The following is a 15,515-nucleotide window of genomic DNA, read 5'->3' as shown; positions in this document are numbered from 1 at the left end:
GCCCTGCACACCCTCGTCCGCACCCTCGCCGCCGGCGCCGCCGACCCCGCCGACCCGCGGTGCGCCGCCCACCTGCACGGCCCGCCGCTGGCCGTCGCCGCGGCCGCCGACCTCGCCGTGAGCGCCCTCAACCCCTCCCTCGACTCCTGGGACCAGGCCCCCGCCGCCTCCGAGATCGAAGCCGCCCTCACCCGCACCCTCGCCGCCGAGCTCTACCCGTACGGCCCCGCCCCCGACGCCCTCGTCACCACCGGCGGCACCGAAGCCAACCAGCTCGCCCTCCTCCTCGCCCGCGAACGCCACGGCCCCGCCCTGACCGTCCTGCACGGCGCGAACGCCCACCACTCCGTGCCCCGCGCAGCCTGGCTCCTCGGCCTCCCCCCGGCCCGCTCCCTGCCCACCCCCACCGGCACCCTCCACCCCGCCACCCTCGACGAGGCCCTCGCCCGCACCCCCGGCCCCACCCTCGTCACCGCCACCGCCGGCACCACCGACGCCGGCCTCGTCGACCCCCTCGACGCCCTCGCCGACGTCTGCGCCCGCCACGGCGCCGACCTCCACGTCGACGCCGCGTACGGCGGCCTCCTCGCGCTCAGCCCGCGCCACCGCGCCCTGCTGCACGGCCTCGACCGGGCCCGCACCGTCACCGTCGACCTGCACAAACTCGGCTGGCAGCCCGTCGCCGCCGGACTCCTCGCCGTCCCCGACGCCACCGACCTCGCCCCACTGGGCCACACCGCCGACTACCTCAACGCCGCCGACGACACCGACGCCGGCCTGCCCGACCTCCTCGGCCGCTCCCTGCGCACCACCCGCCGCCCCGACGCGTTCAAGATCGCCGTCACCCTCCGGGCCCTCGGCCGCGACGGAATCGCCGACCTCATCGACCGCACCTGCCGGGCCGCCCAGCACCTCGCCGGACTCCTCGAAGCCCACCCCCGCTTCGAACTCCACGCGGCCCCCACCCTGACCACCGTCCTCTTCCGGCCCCTCGGCGCCCGCGACGACGACCTCGCCGCCCTGCGCCGCACCCTCCTGAAGGACGGCCGCGCCGTCCTCGGCCGCGCCACCGCCGACGGCCGCCTCTGGCTCAAAGCCACCCTCCTCAACCCCCACACCACGCCGGCAGACCTGGACGCCCTCGTGACCCTCCTGGAAGGCAGCATCCACCCATGACCGCCCAGCCCGACGCCCCCCACGACCTCGTCGGAATCGGCATCGGCCCCTTCAACCTCTCCCTCGCCGCCCTCGCCCACGGCCTCGGCAGCACAGGAACAGCCGGCGCCGGCCTCGCCCCCACCGGCCTCGCCACCGCCTTCTACGACCAGCGCCGCGACTTCCGCTGGCACCCCGGACTCCTCATCGACGGAGCCACCCTCCAGGTCCCCTTCCTCGCCGACCTCGTCACCTTCGCCGACCCCACCAGCCCCTGGACCTTCCTCAACTACCTCAAGCACAAGGAACGGCTCTACCCCTTCTACTTCGCCGAGCGGTTCCACATCCACCGCGCCGAATACGACGCCTACTGCCGCTGGGTCGCCGAACGCCTGCCCGGCCTGCACTTCGGCCACCACGTCGACGCCGTCCGCTGGAACCCCGAACGCGACCTCTTCGAAGTCGACTTCACCCGGCTCGACCCCGACGGCGACGCCGAAGCCCTCGGCCGCACCCACACCCGCCACCTCGTCCTCGGCATCGGCACCGGCCCCCACGTCCCCGAACCCCTACGCCCCCTCGTCGACGCCCCCACCGTCCCCGTCGTCCACTCCGCCGACTACCTCGACCACCGCGCCCGCATCCACGCTGCCGACCACGTCACCGTCATCGGAGCCGGCCAGTCCGGCGCCGAAGTCTTCCTCGACCTCCTACGCGCGCGCCCCGCCGGCCGCGAACGCCTCACCTGGCTCGCCCGCACCCCCTCCTTCGCCCCCATGGAGTACTCCAAGCTCGGCCTGGAACACTTCACCCCCGACTACACCCGCTACTTCCACGCCCTGCCCGAACCCGTCCGCGACAAGCTCGTCCCCGCCCAGTGGCAACTCCACAAAGGCATCGACGCCGCCACCATCGCCGCCATCCACGACGAGCTCTACCGCCGCACCCTCGACGGCGGATGGCCCGACACCGTCCTCACCCCCGGCGTCACCGTCCGCACCGCCGGCCGCGTCGCCACCACCAAGGTCGAACTCCACCTGGAACACGTACAACAAGGCACCCGCTCCCGGCTCACCACCGACGCCGTCGTCCTCGCCACCGGCTACAAGGAACGACCCCTCAGCCGCCTCCTCGCCGGACTCGACCCCTACCTGCGCAAGGACTCCTCCGGCCGCCCCCGCATCGACGACCGGCACCGCATGGTCCTCGACCCCGCCGTCACCGGCACCGTCTTCGTCCAGAACGGCGAACGCCACACCCACGGCATCGGCGCCCCCGACCTCGGCCTCGCCGCCTGGCGCAGCGCCTCCATCCTGGCCACCCTCACCGGCAAGGAGCACTACCCCCAGCCCACCCGCTGCGCCTTCACCACCTTCGGCCTCGAACAGCGGGAGCAGCCCCCGGCACACACCCCCGGAGAACTGCTCCCGCTCGTCGATCACACCTGAACAGCTCAGGCGAAAACAGCTCAGGCGAAGACCGGCACACCCGCCCGCGTCAGCCGCCAGTCCACCGACGCGAACTGCGCCGGATCCAGCGTCCCCTTCGCCTTCACCCACTGGATGATGGTGTTGCGGATCTCGTCCGAGTTCGCCCACAGCTGCCTGGCCTGCGGCACGTGCGGGAACGCCCCGCCACCCGACGCCCGGTAATTGTTCACCGCCAGCACGAACTGCGCCGCCGGGTCCACCGGCTTGCCCTGGAACGACAACCCCGTGATCCGCGACCCCTTCGGCTGCGCGATGTCGATGTCGTAGGACAGCCCGTACACGGCGTCGTAGTTGTAGTCCGGAATGCTCTCGGCGTTCGTCAGCTTCGCCGGATCCACCGGAGCACCCGGCGCGGTCTGCACGAAGTACCGCGCCGAGTACTCCAGATAGTCCTTCAGCTGCGCACCCGTCACCAGACGCGCCTCCAGCGTGTTCTCGAACGGGTACAGCCCCGCCGCGTCCCGGATCGTCACCTGCCCGGCCGGGATCGCCGCCGTACGCGAGAAGCACGACGCCTGCGACAGCACCGGCAGCGCCGCCCACTCCGAACCCGCCAGCGCCGCCCGCACCGTCTCCGCCTGCACGTGGTTGATCAGATCGATCACCGCCACGTCCTTGACCGGGCCCTCCGCCGACGACATCGCCTGCGTCGACGTACCGATCACCTGGTTGACGTACGCCACGACCTTCTTGTGCTCGTCCTGAAGCAGCCGCACGATCCCCGGGTCCTCCGCGACCGTGTTGGAGTTCAGCACCTTCGCCGACACCTTCGCCACCGACCAGCGGCCCCGCTCCCACACCAGCTCGAAGTCGAACAGCGTCAGCCGCTGCCCCCACTTCAACGGCTCCGACAGCACCACGTCCTTGCCGGTCGCCCTGTTCCTCACCCGGTACTCCGGGATCTCCGTGTGCGCGTGGCCCACCAGGATCGCGTCGATCCCCGGCACCTGCTCCGCCACCAGACCCGCGGCATTCTCGATGTACGGCAGCTGGTCACCGTACGACGACGTACCGCTCGACCCCGAGTGCGCCGAGACGATCACCACGTCCGCACCCATCGACCGCAGCCGCGGCACATACTTCGCCGCCTGCTCCTCCAGACCCGGGAACGTCATCTTCCCCTGCACGTTCGCCTTGTCCCAGATCGCGATCCCCGGATTCGTCAGACCCAGCACCGCCACCTTCACATCCCGGCCGTGCGGCGTACGCAGCCGGTGCATGCTGTACGGCGGGAACGCCGGCCGCAGCGTCCGCGCATCCAGCGCGTTCGCCCCCAGCAGCGGGAAGTCGCACTGCTCCTCGAACTTCCGCAGCACCGGAATGCCGTAGTTGAACTCGTGGTTCCCCAGCGCCGCCGCGTCATAGCCGATCGCGTTCATCGCCTGCGCCATCGGATGCACCGGACCCCGGCGCGCCGTGATCGGGTCCACCTTCGCGTAGTAGTACGACAACTGGGTGCCCTGAATGGTGTCACCCGCATCGATGAGCAGCGTGTTGCACCGCCCCTTCTCCTCGCGCACCTGCTTCACCAGCGTGGAGATCTTTGCGAGCCCCACGTCGTTGTGCGCCTTGTCGTCGAACTCCTTGTCCGTGAAATAGTCCCAGTTGAAGACATTCCCGTGCAGATCGGTCGTCCCCATCACCGTGAACGCATACGTCCGCGGCCCGGCAGACCCACCCGCCGCCGCAGCGGCCGGAGCACCCGCGGCCCCCGCCAACGCCACGGCCGCACCCGTGGCGGCCGTGGTTCCCAAAAACGTCCTACGGTCGAACGCCATGCCATCTCCCCTAGTGAGGCGTGCAGTGAATTGCAGACAACGCGCGTAGATTCTGACCCACCGCTAACCAGCCACAACACCCCGGCCAGGTTTCGATCCGGTGACCACCCCGCACACATGACAGTGCGACAGTGAAACCATGACCTCAGACGCAGCGCCCCAGCCGCCCCAGCCCTACGGCACACCCGACGTCCCCCGCGTCGCCGTCCGCGGCGAAGCCCGCCTCGAAGTCGACCCCGAGATCGCCCGCATCCACATCACCGTCAGCGCCCGCGGCACCGACCGCCGCACCGCCCTCGAAGACCTCACCCGCCGCAACACCGCCGTCCTCGACCTCGTCAAGAGCTACGGCGACGCCGTCGAAAAACTCGAAACCGGCGCCTTCTCCATCACCCCCGAACTCACCCGCCACGGCCGCACCGAACGCGTCCGCGCCTACCACGGCCGCGTCCGCATCACCGCCGAACTCGGCGACTTCACCGCCCTCGGCGAACTCACCACCCGCCTCGCCGACCACGAACTCACCAGCGTCGACGGCCCCTGGTGGGCCCTGCGCCCCACCTCACCCGCCCACGGCGAAGCACGCAAACAAGCCGTCCTCGAAGCCGTCCAACGCGCCCGCGAATACGCCACCGCCCTCGGCGCCGACCTCGCCGCCCTCGTCGAACTCGCCGACGTCGGAGCCGAGAACGCCACCCCCTACGGCCGCCCCGGCGGAGCCGGCATGCGCACCATGGCCTTCGCCGGCGCAGAAGAGACCACCGCCCCGGCCCTCGACCTCGAACCCGAACGCCAGACCGTCCTCGCCCAGGTCAACGCCCGCTTCACCATGACCCCGCCGGCCCTCTGACCGGACCCCGGCCAGAGCCCCCGGAACCACCGCGGGGGTGCTCATCGGAGCACCCCCGCGCCCATTCAACAATTGTCAACAACCTTTTGCCCAACGGTTGTTGAGCAGACACCAGGACCACACTCCCTACCGCTCGGTAGGGCATACGCTCCCCCCATGCGCCGAGCGAAAATCGTATGTACCCTGGGCCCCGCAACCGACTCCTACGACCGGATCAAAGCCCTGGTAGAAGCCGGAATGGACGTCGCCCGCTTCAACCTCAGCCACGGCACCTACGCCGAACACGAGGAGCGCTACCAGCGCGTACGCAAGGCCTCCGAAGAGACCGGCCGCAGCGTCGGCATCCTCGCCGACCTTCAAGGCCCGAAGATCCGCCTCGGCCGCTTCCGCGAAGGACCCGTACTCCTTGAACGCGGAGACACCTTCACCATCACCGTCGAAGACACCCACGGCGACCGCAACACCTGCGGCACCACCTACAAAGGCCTCGCCACCGACGTCACCACCGGCGAACGCATCCTCGTCGACGACGGCCGCGTCACCCTCCAGGTCACCGCCGTCGACGGCCCCCGCGTCCACACCCACGTCATCGAAGGCGGCCTGATCTCCGACCACAAGGGACTCAACCTCCCCGGCGTCGCCGTCTCCGTCCCCGCCCTCTCCGACAAGGACATCGACGACCTCCGCTGGGCCCTGCGAACCGGCGCCGACGTCATCGCCCTCTCCTTCGTCCGCAGCGGCCGCGACATCGACGACGTCCACCGCATCATGGACGAGGAAGGCATCCGCCTCCCCGTCATCGCCAAGATCGAAAAGCCCCAGGCCGTCGACAACATCGACGAGATCGTCGCCGCCTTCGACGGCATCATGGTCGCCCGCGGCGACCTCGGCGTCGAAATGCCCCTCGAACAGGTCCCCATCGTCCAGAAGCGCGCCATCAAACTCGCCAAGCGCAACGCCAAACCCGTCATCGTCGCCACCCAGATGCTCGACTCGATGATCGACAACTCCCGCCCCACCCGCGCCGAAGCCAGCGACGTGGCCAACGCCGTCATCGACGGCACCGACGCCGTCATGCTCTCCGGCGAGACCAGCGTCGGAAAATACCCCGTCGAAACCGTCCGCACGATGTCCCGCATCGTCGAAGCCGCCGAAGAAGACCTCCTCACCCAAGGCCTGCCCCCGCTCACCGAACGCAACAAACCCCGCACCCAAGGCGGCGCCGTCGCCCGCGCAGCCGCCGAAATGGGCGACTTCCTCGGCGCCAAATTCCTCGTCGCCTTCACCCAGTCCGGCGACACCGTCCGCCGCCTCTCCCGCTACCGCTCACCCATCCCCCTCCTCGCCTTCACCCCCGACCCCGCCACCCGCTCCCAGCTCAACCTCACCTGGGGCGTCGAAACCTTCCTCGGCCCCCACGTCGACTCCACCGACGCGATGGTCGCCCAGGTCGACGAAGAACTCCTGCGCATCGGCCGCTGCACCCCCGGCGACACCGTGGTCATCACCGCCGGCTCCCCGCCCGGCGTCCCCGGCTCCACGAACCTCGTCCGCGTCCACCACATCGGCGACCCGGACAACTGACCACCACCCGGCTTCCGCACCGGCCCCGAGGTCAGTACTTGGGGCCGACGTGGGCGTCCATGAGCGCGACGGAGGCTTTGCGGGCGACGGACACGTTGTACGGCTTCCCGTGCCGGGTGCAGTTCGTCCATGCGACCCCGAGTTGGTCGAGGGTGTCCGTGAGCAGCTTCCGGATGTCGTCCGAGACGTTCGTGAACCAGTACCGCGGGTACTCGTAGCGCTTGCCGTTGCGGACGGTCCAGTTCGTGATCCGGCACCCGTCCGAGTGGATCAAGCCTCGGACGAACGGCCAGGGGTGCAGATCGATGATCTCCTGCTGCCACGGTTCGAGGGCTATGAGCCGCTCGTGCTTCCTCCCGGGTCCGTGCTGGGGGAACAGGCACGGCAAATGGTTCGAATACACCTTGATGTTGTGGGCGCCCTTCACGCGGACCCGGCAGGTCGCGTGCTCCGGGAATACCTTTCTCAGCGCAGCTTCCGCCTCGTCCTGGATGCCCGGCCAGTTGTCGTCCAACGTGATCATGAGGCTGTAGGTCCTGTGGCCGGAGTACTTGCTGATGTGGCCGTCGCCCAGATAGAGCCCCAGGAGGTACGCGTAGGCGGCGCGGTCCAGAGGGACGTCATGGCAGCGAGAGCAGTCCCGGACGCCGCGGCCCGGACACTCGCCGCGTTTGGCGCGGTCCAGGTGCTTCCAGTACCCGATGGTGCCGACGGGCACGTCCAGTCGTCGGGCGACCTCCGCGTTCTTGACGCCGGAACGGAGGAGTGAGAGTGCGGTCTGCCGCACTTCGAGTGTGTGCAGGTGCATGCGATCACTCTGAGTGCACGGAACCGTCTCAGAATGCAGAAAAGCGAACATTCACGCGAAGGTGAACGTCCGCTTTTCGGACAGGTGCCGGGTGCGGGATTCGAACCCGCACGCCCTTTCGGACAAATGCTTTTGAGGCATCAGCGTCTGCCATTCCGCCAACCCGGCAGGGTCATGTCGGAGTGTACCGGGTACGTGTGCGATGCCGCTGCTAGGTAGGCTCTTGGCAGCAGTACCGCCCTGAACGAGGAGCCATCCGTGACCGCCGAGCACGAGTCGTCGCCCACGCCCGTCGACGCCGACCAGTCGCATGTTCCGCCGCTGACGACGCGCGTCGTCATCGCCGAGGACGAGGCGCTCATCCGGCTTGATCTCAAGGAGATGCTGGAGGAGGAGGGCTACTCCGTCGTCGGGGAGGCCGGGGACGGGCAGACGGCCGTGGAGCTGGCTCGGGAGCACCGGCCCGATCTGGTGATTCTTGACGTGAAGATGCCCGTCTTGGACGGGATCTCCGCCGCGGAGAAGATCGCGGAGGAGTCCATCGCGCCCGTGCTGATGCTGACCGCGTTCTCGCAGCGCGACCTGGTCGAGCGGGCCCGGGACGCGGGTGCCATGGCGTACCTGGTGAAGCCGTTCAGCAAGAGCGACGTCGTGCCGGCGATCGAGATGGCGGTGTCGCGCTTCGCGGAGCTGAGGGCGCTGGAGAAGGAGGTCGCGGACCTCTCGCAGCGGCTGGAGACGCGCAAGCTGGTGGACCGGGCGAAGAGCATCCTGCAGACGCAGTACGGGCTGAGCGAGCCGGCGGCGTTCCGGTGGATCCAGAAGACGTCGATGGACCGGCGGATGTCGATGCAGCAGGTCGCCGAGGCGGTCATCGAGGACGCCGAGGAGAAGAAGAACGCCGCGAAGTAGTAGCGGACCCCGACGCGACGGGGCCCGCCTCCCCCGAGGGAGGCGGGCCCCGTGCGTTTTCGTGATCAGTCCTCGCCGAGGTAGGCCTTGCGGACGTCCTCGTTGACGAGGAGTTCGCGGCCCGGGCCGGACAGGACGATCTTGCCGATCTCCATGACGTGGCCCTGGTCGGCCAGGGAGAGCGCGGCCTGGGCGTTCTGCTCGACCAGCAGGATCGTGGTGCCGGACGCCTTGAGCTCGGCGATGGTCGCCATGATCTTCTGCATCATGAGCGGGGAGAGGCCCATCGAGGGCTCGTCCAGCATCAGCAGCTTGGGCTGGGACATGAGCGCGCGGCCCATGGCCAGCATCTGCTGCTCGCCGCCGGAGAGGGTGCCGGCGGCCTGCTTGCGACGTTCGCCCAGGATGGGGAAGAGGTCGTAGGCGCGCTGGACGTCCTTGGCGATGCCGTCCTTGTCCTTGCGGAGGAAGGCGCCGAGGAGGAGGTTGTCCTCGATCGTCATGCGGGGGAAGATGTGCCGCCCCTCGGGGGAGTGGGCGAGTCCCAGCGTGACGATGTTGTGGGCGGGGACCTTCTTCAGGGACTTGCCCTGGAACTTGATCTGGCCGCCCTTGGGCTTGATGAGCCCGGAGAGGGTGCGCAGGGTGGTGGTCTTGCCGGCGCCGTTGGTGCCGATCAGGGTGACGATCTGGCCGGCCTCGACGGTGAAGGAGATGCCCTTGACGGCCTCGATCTTGCCGTAGGCGACGCGGAGGTCCTCGACCTCCAGGAGTGCGGTCACTTGGCTTCTCCGTCCGTGCTGGTGGTGCTGTCCGCCTCGGTGTCCGCCGGGGTGTCGGCCGGGGTTTCCGGCTCGGTGGTGGTGGCGGCGGTTTCGGCGGTGTCCTCGGCGGCTTCCTCAGCGGCCTCCTCGTCGGCGGCTTGCTCAGCGGCCTCCTCAGCGGCTTCCTCGGCGGCCTCTTCGATCGCCTCCTCGAAGGCTTCCTCGACGGCCTCTACGACGGCCGCCTCGGCGTGGGCCTCGGCGGCCTCGACCTCTGCGGCCTCCTCGGCGCCGGGGGCTCCTTCGAAGGGCTCGCCGAGGTACGCGGCGACGACACGCTCGTCGCTCTGGACCTCGCCGGCGGTGCCTTCGATGAGCTTCTCGCCCTGTACGAGGCAGGCGACGCGGTCGCAGAGGTTGAAGATGAAGCGCATGTCGTGCTCGATGACGAGGACGGCGATGCCCTTGTCCCGGATGGCGAAGATCAGCTCTTCGGCGGCCCGGGTCTCCTGCGGGTTCATGCCGGCGGTGGGCTCGTCCAGGAGGATCAGGCCCGGGTCGCTGGCGAGGGCGCGGGCGATCTCCAGCTTGCGCTGCTCACCGTAGGGGAGGTTGCGGGCGAGGTGCTCGGCCTTGTGGGCGAGGCCGATGAACTCCAGCAGCTCCATGGCCTTCTCGCGGCTGGCGGCTTCTTCCTTGTGGAAGCCGGGGAGCCGGAGGAGGGCGGACCAGAGGCCTTCCTTGGTGCGGGTGTGGCGTCCGACGAGGACGTTCTCCAGGACCGTCATGTTGCTGAAGAGACGGATGTTCTGGAAGGTGCGGGCGATGCCGGCCGCGGTGACCTTGAAGGACTTGGGCGGCAGAACGGTGCCCTTGTAGCGGACCTCGCCCTCGGTGGGGATGTAGAGGCCGGTGAGGCAGTTGAAGAAGGTGGTCTTGCCGGCGCCGTTGGGGCCGATGAGACCGACGATCTCGCCGCTCTTGACGGTGAGGTCGACGTTCTTGACGGCGGTGAGGCCGCCGAACCGCATGGTGACGCCACGAGCGTCCAGGACGGTCTCCGCCTCGATGGCGGTGGTGGTGGTCGTCATGGGTCAGGCCCCTGCCTTGCTGAGGACTGTGGGAGCTTCCAGGTCTCCGTGGAGTTCGAGCTGGTTGCGCCGGTTGGGGATGATGCCCTCGGGGCGCAGGCGCATCAGGACGATGAGTGCGACGCCGAAGGCGAGGAGCTGGTAGTCGCCGAGGAACTGCATCTTGTTCGGGATGAGGAAGAGCAGTGCGCCGCCGACGAGGGGGCCGGAGATGGTGCCCATGCCGCCGAGGACGACCGCGGCGAGCAGGAAGGCGGAGTTCGGCGGGACGGCGTTGGCGAACACGTACTGGTCGGGGGTGACCGTGTAGTTGACGTGGGCCTGGACGGCGCCGGCGAGTCCGGCGAGGGTGGCGCCGAGGGCGAAGGCGATGAGCTTGACGCGGAAGCCGTTGATGCCCATGGCTTCGGCGGCGGTCTCGTCCTCGCGGATGGCGACCCAGGCGCGTCCGATACGGGATTCCGCGCTGCGGCGGAAGACCAGAACGACGATCAGGGTGATGGCCAGCATCAGCAGGAAGTAGTTGGCGAAGCGGCCGACGGTGAAGCCCGCGATGGTGTGGGCGGCGCCGAAGTCGAATCCGAAGAGGTTGACGTTCGGGATGCCGGCGACGCCGTTGGGGCCGTTGGTGATGTCGGGGCCGGAGGTGCCGTCCATGTTGTTCATCGAGATCCGGAAGATCTCTCCGAAGCCGAGGGTGACGATCGCCAGGTAGTCGCCGCGCAGGCGGAGGGTGGGGGCGCCGATGAGGACGCCGAAGACCATGGAGGCGAGGGCACCGAGGAGGAGCGCGGCCCAGAAGGGCAGGTGTACGCCGAACGGGGAGTTCGGGGAGCCGGAGACCAGGGCCGCGGTGTAGGCGCCGACGCCGAGGAAGGCGACGTAGCCGAGGTCGAGGAGGCCGGTGAGGCCGACGACGATGTTCAGGCCCAGGGCGACGGTGGCGAAGATGAGGATGTTGACGCCGAGGGTCGCGTACTGGTCGTCGGTCTGGGTGAGCGGGAAGGCCGCGGCCGCGACGAAGGCGCCGACGAGGGCGACGTTGCGGTGGCGGTTGGCGAGGGCGGTGAAGCGGGCGACGAGGCCGGCCTTGTTGAGGGCGGCGAATCCGAAGCCCGCGGTGAACAGGAAGCCGATGAAGAGTTCCTGGTACGGGGTGGTGATGCCGTACGTGAAGATGCCGAGGGCGAGGCCGAGGACGGCGGCGATGATCAGGATCTCGGACCAGGCCGGCAGCGGCTTGGCGGGCGCGGGGGCCTTGGCGGCGTAGGCGGCCTTGACGATCTCGCGCAGGTTGCGGCCCTGGTGCTTGTACTGCTCCCAGGTGGTGTCCTCGGGGTCCGCCGGGTCGAGGACCGGGCGGACGAAGGGCAGGGAGCGGGCGCCGAGGTAGGTGACGACGGCGGCGACCAGGGCGACGAAGCCGCCGGGTTCGAGGTTGACGATGCCGCCGAGGGTGTCGGAGATGGCCCAGACGGTGTAGAGCGTGGTCCACAGGGTGGCGAGGGCGGCGAGCTTGACGGCCGCGTCGGCTCCGCCGGGGGTGAGCCACTTGAGGCCCTTGATCCCGTAGGAGGAGAGGCCGAAGAGGGTGGTGAGGGCGCCGCTGACGAGGACGAGCCACTGGAGGCCGCCGGGGTAGCCGTAGACGGTGAGGTTGCCGGGGAAGGCGGCGGTCCAGGTCCAGGCGAGGAAGCAGGAGACGACGGTGAGGGCGCCGCCGCCGGTGGCCAGCGCGCGGGCGGCCTTCTCGGGGATGGTGAGGCCGTTGCCGGTGGCGGGCTCGGTCGCGATGTCGGTGGTGGTCGTAGTCATGGTTCTCACGCCCTGTCCGCCACGCGCTGCCCCAGCAGGCCCTGGGGCCGGAAGAGGAGCACGAGGATGAGGAGGACGAACGCCCAGGTGTTGCCCCAGGACTGTCCGCCGAGCTGCTGCATGCCGGGGATGTCGGCGACGTAGACGGTGGTGAGGGTCTCGGCGAGGCCGAGGACCAGGCCGCCGATCATGGCGCCGTAGATGTTCCCGATGCCGCCGAGGACGGCGGCGGTGAAGGCCTTGAGGCCGAGGAGGAAGCCCATCTTGAACTGGACCTCGCCGTACTTGAGGCCGTAGGCGACGGCTCCGATGGCGGCGAAGGCGGCACCGAGGGCGAACGCGATCATGATGATGCGGTCGGTGTTGATGCCCATGAGCTTGGCGGTGTCCGGGTCCTGGGCGGTGGCCTGCATGCCGCGGCCGGTGCGGGTCTTCTGGACGAAGAAGCCGAGGAACGCCATGGAGACGGGGGCGGCGAGCAGGAGGAAGACGTCACCGGTCTGGATGGTGACGCTGCCGAGGGTGAAGGGGCCGCCGGGGAGCTGGGGGAAGACGACGGAGGACTTCGCGTCGGGGTACCAGGCCCACACCGCCTGCTGGAGGGCCAGGGAGAGGCCGATGGCGGTGATGAGGGGGGCGAGGCGGGGTGCGTTGCGCAGCGGTCGGTACGCGAACCGCTCGGCGCCGATGGCCACGAGGGTGGCGATGGCTATGGCGCCTATGATCATGAGGGGCAGGGCGATCAGCATGCTGGTGCCCGCGGGGAGCATGAGCCAGACGCTGAGTCCGCCGAACCCACCGATCATGAAGATCTCGCCGTGGGCGAAGTTGATGAGCTGGACGATGCCGTAGACCATTGTGTAGCCAATGGCGACGAGCCCGTACATGGATCCCAGTAGCAGGCCGTTGACCAGCTGTTGCGGCAGTTCGTGCACCGCAGGTCCTCCGAGTCTTTCGACGGATGTGACACCGCGCGGGGCGCTTGAGGTACGCGCCCCGCGCGGCAGGTGTCAGGAGTGATGGGTCCGGCTGGCCGGCGGGCCGGCCAGCCGGTGGCTGGTCGTGGTTCAGCCGCTGTAGGTGCCGGACTCGACGGACTTGAAGTCGTCGCCCTCGACCTTGTAGACGGTGAGCTGCTTGTTGGTGGCGTCACCGAACTCGTCGAAGGAGACCTTGCCGGTCACGCCCTCGAAGGACACGCCCTGGACGGCCTCGAGGACCTTGGCGCGGGCGCCGTCGGGGAGCTTGCCGTTGTTGGCGTCGACGACCTTCTTGACGGCCTCGATGATCGCCCACGCGGAGTCGTAGGAGTAGCCGCCGTAGGCCGCGTACGGGTCCTTGAAGCCGGCCTTCTTGTAGTTCTCGATGAACTCCTTGGCGGACGGCAGGCTGTCGACGGGGGCGCCGACGGAGGTGGCGAGGTCACCGGCGGCGGTGGCGCCGCCGGCCAGCTCGACGTACTTCTTGTCGAAGAGGCCGTCACCGCCGACGAGCGGGATGTTGGCGCCGGCCGCCTTGATCTGCTTGCTGAGGGGGCCGCCGGCCGGGTACTCGCCGCCGTAGTAGACGGCGTCGGCGCCGGAGTTCTTGACCTGGGTGACGATGGCCGAGAAGTCCTTGGACTCGGGGTCGATGTGGCCTTCGCCGGCGACCTGGCCGCCGAGCTTGGTGAACTCGCCCTTGAAGGTTCCGGCGAGGCCCGCGCCGTAGGTCTTCTTGTCGTCGATGATGTAGACCTTCTTCTTGCCCGCCTTGTTGAAGAGGTACTGCGCGGCGAAGGGGCCCTGGATGGCGTCCGTGGTCGCGGTGCGGAAGTAGCTCTTGTAGGTGCGGACCTTCTGGCCCTCGGCCCACTTGGGGCCCTGGGTCAGCGACGGGCTGGTGTTGGCCGGGGAGATCTGGGCCAGCTTGGCGTCGTCGAAGACCTTCTGCATCGACTCGGAGACCGAGGAGTTCAGGGGGCCGACGACACCGAGGACGTCCTTGTTGGCGACGAGCTTGGTGGCGTTCTGCTGGCCGGAGGAGGCCTGGGCCTGGTCGTCGAGGGCCTCGAACTTGAAGGTGACGCCCTTGACGTACTTCTTCTCGTTGGCCTGCTTGACGGCGAGCTCGGCGGAGTTGCGGATGCCGAGGCCGAGGGCGGAGAGGTCTCCGGTCAGCGGGGCGTCGACGGCGATGACGACCGTGGCGCCGCCGTCGCTGCCGCCCTCGGCGTTCTTGCCGGCGTCGCGCGATCCACAGGCGGTGAGCGTGAGGGCTCCCGCGGCGAGCGCGGCGGTCACGGCAATGAGCTTACGTTGACGCACGATCAGGTCCTTTCCAGGCACGGCGTCCCCCACGGGACGCGCCGAGTCGAACGCGTGAGACCGAACCGAAAGGAATCGGGTCGCGGTGACTGGCCGTGACTCTAGGCGGCGCACTGGAGGATATGGAGGGCTCAGGCCAATGATGTGACGCTCTTGTTATGCCACGGCGTAATACATAGCGAACTGTGAGGGTGGAACGGGCCAATTCCGGACGGTTCGTCGTGTCCGCATGCTGAGACGGCGCAGGAGTGTCAGCATGTTTCAGTGCTGACAGCCCAGGACTGTAGCGGGTTTTGGTCATGACGGGGATGGTTGCGCTCGGTCTCGATCTACGGGACACGCCCTGGTCAGGGCGGTGGAAAGATCCGCCGCATACCGGTCACCGAGGATGTAACTGTGCGCCTCTTTCTGGCGTTCATTACTGAGGGTTACCTCAAGAAACGGGAGTCCGGAATTCCGTGCTATGTGCACACAATCGGCCACGCGAATCTCGACGATCACCTCGCGGGCCTCGCCGGCGGCCACGGCGACGGGCAGGGTCGGCCGGATCGTGACGCTCAGCGCACGGGAGGGCTGGCCGATGGCCTCCACGGTCACGGGCGGGCCGGCGGAGGCCTGGACACGGACGGTGAAGGCGAACGCGGTCCCGGGGGCGGCCGCGGTCACCGGCTCGCCGTAGCGCAGCGAGATCTGCTGGGAGGGCGCGGCGGGGGGTAACGGCTCCGGCGGCGGGGCGGGTGCGGGCCGGGTCCAGATGTGTCCGGCCACCGCGAGGGCCGTGGCGGCGGCGACGGCGAGCGGCAGGGTGTGGCGGCGGTGGACGGGGGAGAGGCGGGCGAGGAGGGGGGGGGGGGGGGGGGGGGGGGGGGGGGGGCGGGGGGGGGGGGCCCGGGGGGGCCCCGCCGGGGCGGCCCCGCCCGAGGCGCCCGGGCCGCCGCGCCGCCCGCGCCGCCGGCGTCCGG

General features: G+C 69.4%; 13 protein-coding genes and 1 tRNA gene. 5 read left to right on the top strand and 9 right to left on the bottom strand.

Features of this window, described 5'->3' with window-relative positions:
- Positions 1 to 1,176: pyridoxal phosphate-dependent decarboxylase family protein (locus GPJ59_RS22565; protein WP_219669136.1), on the top strand; the 1,176-nt coding region annotated here is incomplete at its 5' end.
- Entirely contained in the window at positions 1,173 to 2,603 is a 1,431-nt protein-coding gene (locus tag GPJ59_RS22560; protein WP_219669134.1) for a lysine N(6)-hydroxylase/L-ornithine N(5)-oxygenase family protein, read from the top strand. The genes GPJ59_RS22565 and GPJ59_RS22560, both read left to right, overlap by 4 nt.
- Positions 2,604 to 2,623: 20 nt before the next feature.
- Here the strand turns inward: GPJ59_RS22560 and GPJ59_RS22555 are convergent, their stop codons facing one another.
- Positions 2,624 to 4,423: a bifunctional metallophosphatase/5'-nucleotidase gene (locus tag GPJ59_RS22555; protein WP_219669132.1), complete on the bottom strand. Its 1,800-nt coding sequence runs from the start codon at positions 4,421 to 4,423 to the stop codon at positions 2,624 to 2,626.
- 139 nt (positions 4,424 to 4,562) lie between these two features.
- Here GPJ59_RS22555 and GPJ59_RS22550 point away from each other — a divergent pair, with 139 nt between their 5' ends.
- The gene (locus tag GPJ59_RS22550; protein WP_219669130.1) at positions 4,563 to 5,273 is read left to right on the top strand and encodes an SIMPL domain-containing protein; all 711 of its coding nucleotides are present in this window, start codon (positions 4,563 to 4,565) and stop codon (positions 5,271 to 5,273) included.
- Between the two features lie 156 nt (positions 5,274 to 5,429).
- Positions 5,430 to 6,857: a pyruvate kinase gene (pyk, locus tag GPJ59_RS22545; RefSeq protein ID WP_219669128.1), complete on the top strand. Its 1,428-nt coding sequence runs from the start codon at positions 5,430 to 5,432 to the stop codon at positions 6,855 to 6,857.
- Between the two features lie 31 nt (positions 6,858 to 6,888).
- Here the strand turns inward: pyk and GPJ59_RS22540 are convergent, their stop codons facing one another.
- Together GPJ59_RS22540 and GPJ59_RS22535 are read right to left on the bottom strand one after the other, a co-directional pair.
- On the bottom strand, positions 6,889 to 7,665 hold the full coding sequence (locus GPJ59_RS22540; RefSeq protein ID WP_219669122.1) for a helix-turn-helix domain-containing protein: 777 nt from the start codon (positions 7,663 to 7,665) through the stop codon (positions 6,889 to 6,891).
- Between the two features lie 85 nt (positions 7,666 to 7,750).
- Positions 7,751 to 7,833, bottom strand: a tRNA-Leu gene (locus tag GPJ59_RS22535).
- A gap of 90 nt (positions 7,834 to 7,923) precedes the next feature.
- On the opposite strand from GPJ59_RS22535, the gene GPJ59_RS22530 reads away from it, so the two are divergent.
- Positions 7,924 to 8,577 (top strand): ANTAR domain-containing response regulator, encoded by a 654-nt coding sequence (locus GPJ59_RS22530; protein ID WP_219669120.1) that lies wholly within the window; start codon positions 7,924 to 7,926, stop codon positions 8,575 to 8,577.
- Between the two features lie 65 nt (positions 8,578 to 8,642).
- Here the strand turns inward: GPJ59_RS22530 and GPJ59_RS22525 are convergent, their stop codons facing one another.
- The 6 genes from GPJ59_RS22525 to GPJ59_RS22500 form a co-directional block, all read right to left on the bottom strand.
- The gene (locus GPJ59_RS22525) at positions 8,643 to 9,359 is read right to left on the bottom strand and encodes an ABC transporter ATP-binding protein (protein WP_219669118.1); all 717 of its coding nucleotides are present in this window, start codon (positions 9,357 to 9,359) and stop codon (positions 8,643 to 8,645) included.
- Positions 9,356 to 10,432: an ABC transporter ATP-binding protein gene (locus tag GPJ59_RS22520; protein WP_219669115.1), complete on the bottom strand. Its 1,077-nt coding sequence runs from the start codon at positions 10,430 to 10,432 to the stop codon at positions 9,356 to 9,358. Before GPJ59_RS22520 ends, GPJ59_RS22525 begins: the two co-directional genes overlap by 4 nt.
- 3 nt (positions 10,433 to 10,435) lie before the next feature.
- A complete protein-coding gene (locus GPJ59_RS22515; RefSeq protein WP_219669113.1) occupies positions 10,436 to 12,247 on the bottom strand; it encodes a branched-chain amino acid ABC transporter permease in 1,812 nt (603 codons plus the stop codon).
- 5 nt (positions 12,248 to 12,252) lie between these two features.
- A complete protein-coding gene (locus tag GPJ59_RS22510; RefSeq protein ID WP_219669112.1) occupies positions 12,253 to 13,182 on the bottom strand; it encodes a branched-chain amino acid ABC transporter permease in 930 nt (309 codons plus the stop codon).
- Between the two features lie 132 nt (positions 13,183 to 13,314).
- Positions 13,315 to 14,553 carry a branched-chain amino acid ABC transporter substrate-binding protein gene (locus GPJ59_RS22505; RefSeq protein WP_219669110.1) on the bottom strand — a complete coding sequence of 413 codons (1,239 nt, stop codon included), beginning with the start codon at positions 14,551 to 14,553 and terminating at the stop codon, positions 13,315 to 13,317.
- Between the two features lie 297 nt (positions 14,554 to 14,850).
- Complete coding sequence (locus tag GPJ59_RS22500; protein WP_219669109.1) at positions 14,851 to 15,219, bottom strand: hypothetical protein; 369 nt, start codon at positions 15,217 to 15,219, stop codon at positions 14,851 to 14,853.
- Positions 15,220 to 15,515 lie beyond the last annotated feature (296 nt).

The organism is Streptomyces bambusae, from assembly GCF_019400985.1.
GTDB lineage: Bacteria > Actinomycetota > Actinomycetes > Streptomycetales > Streptomycetaceae > Streptomyces > Streptomyces bambusae_A.
Note: the sequence above shows the minus strand (reverse complement) of the source record. Positions and strands in the feature narration are given on the sequence as shown.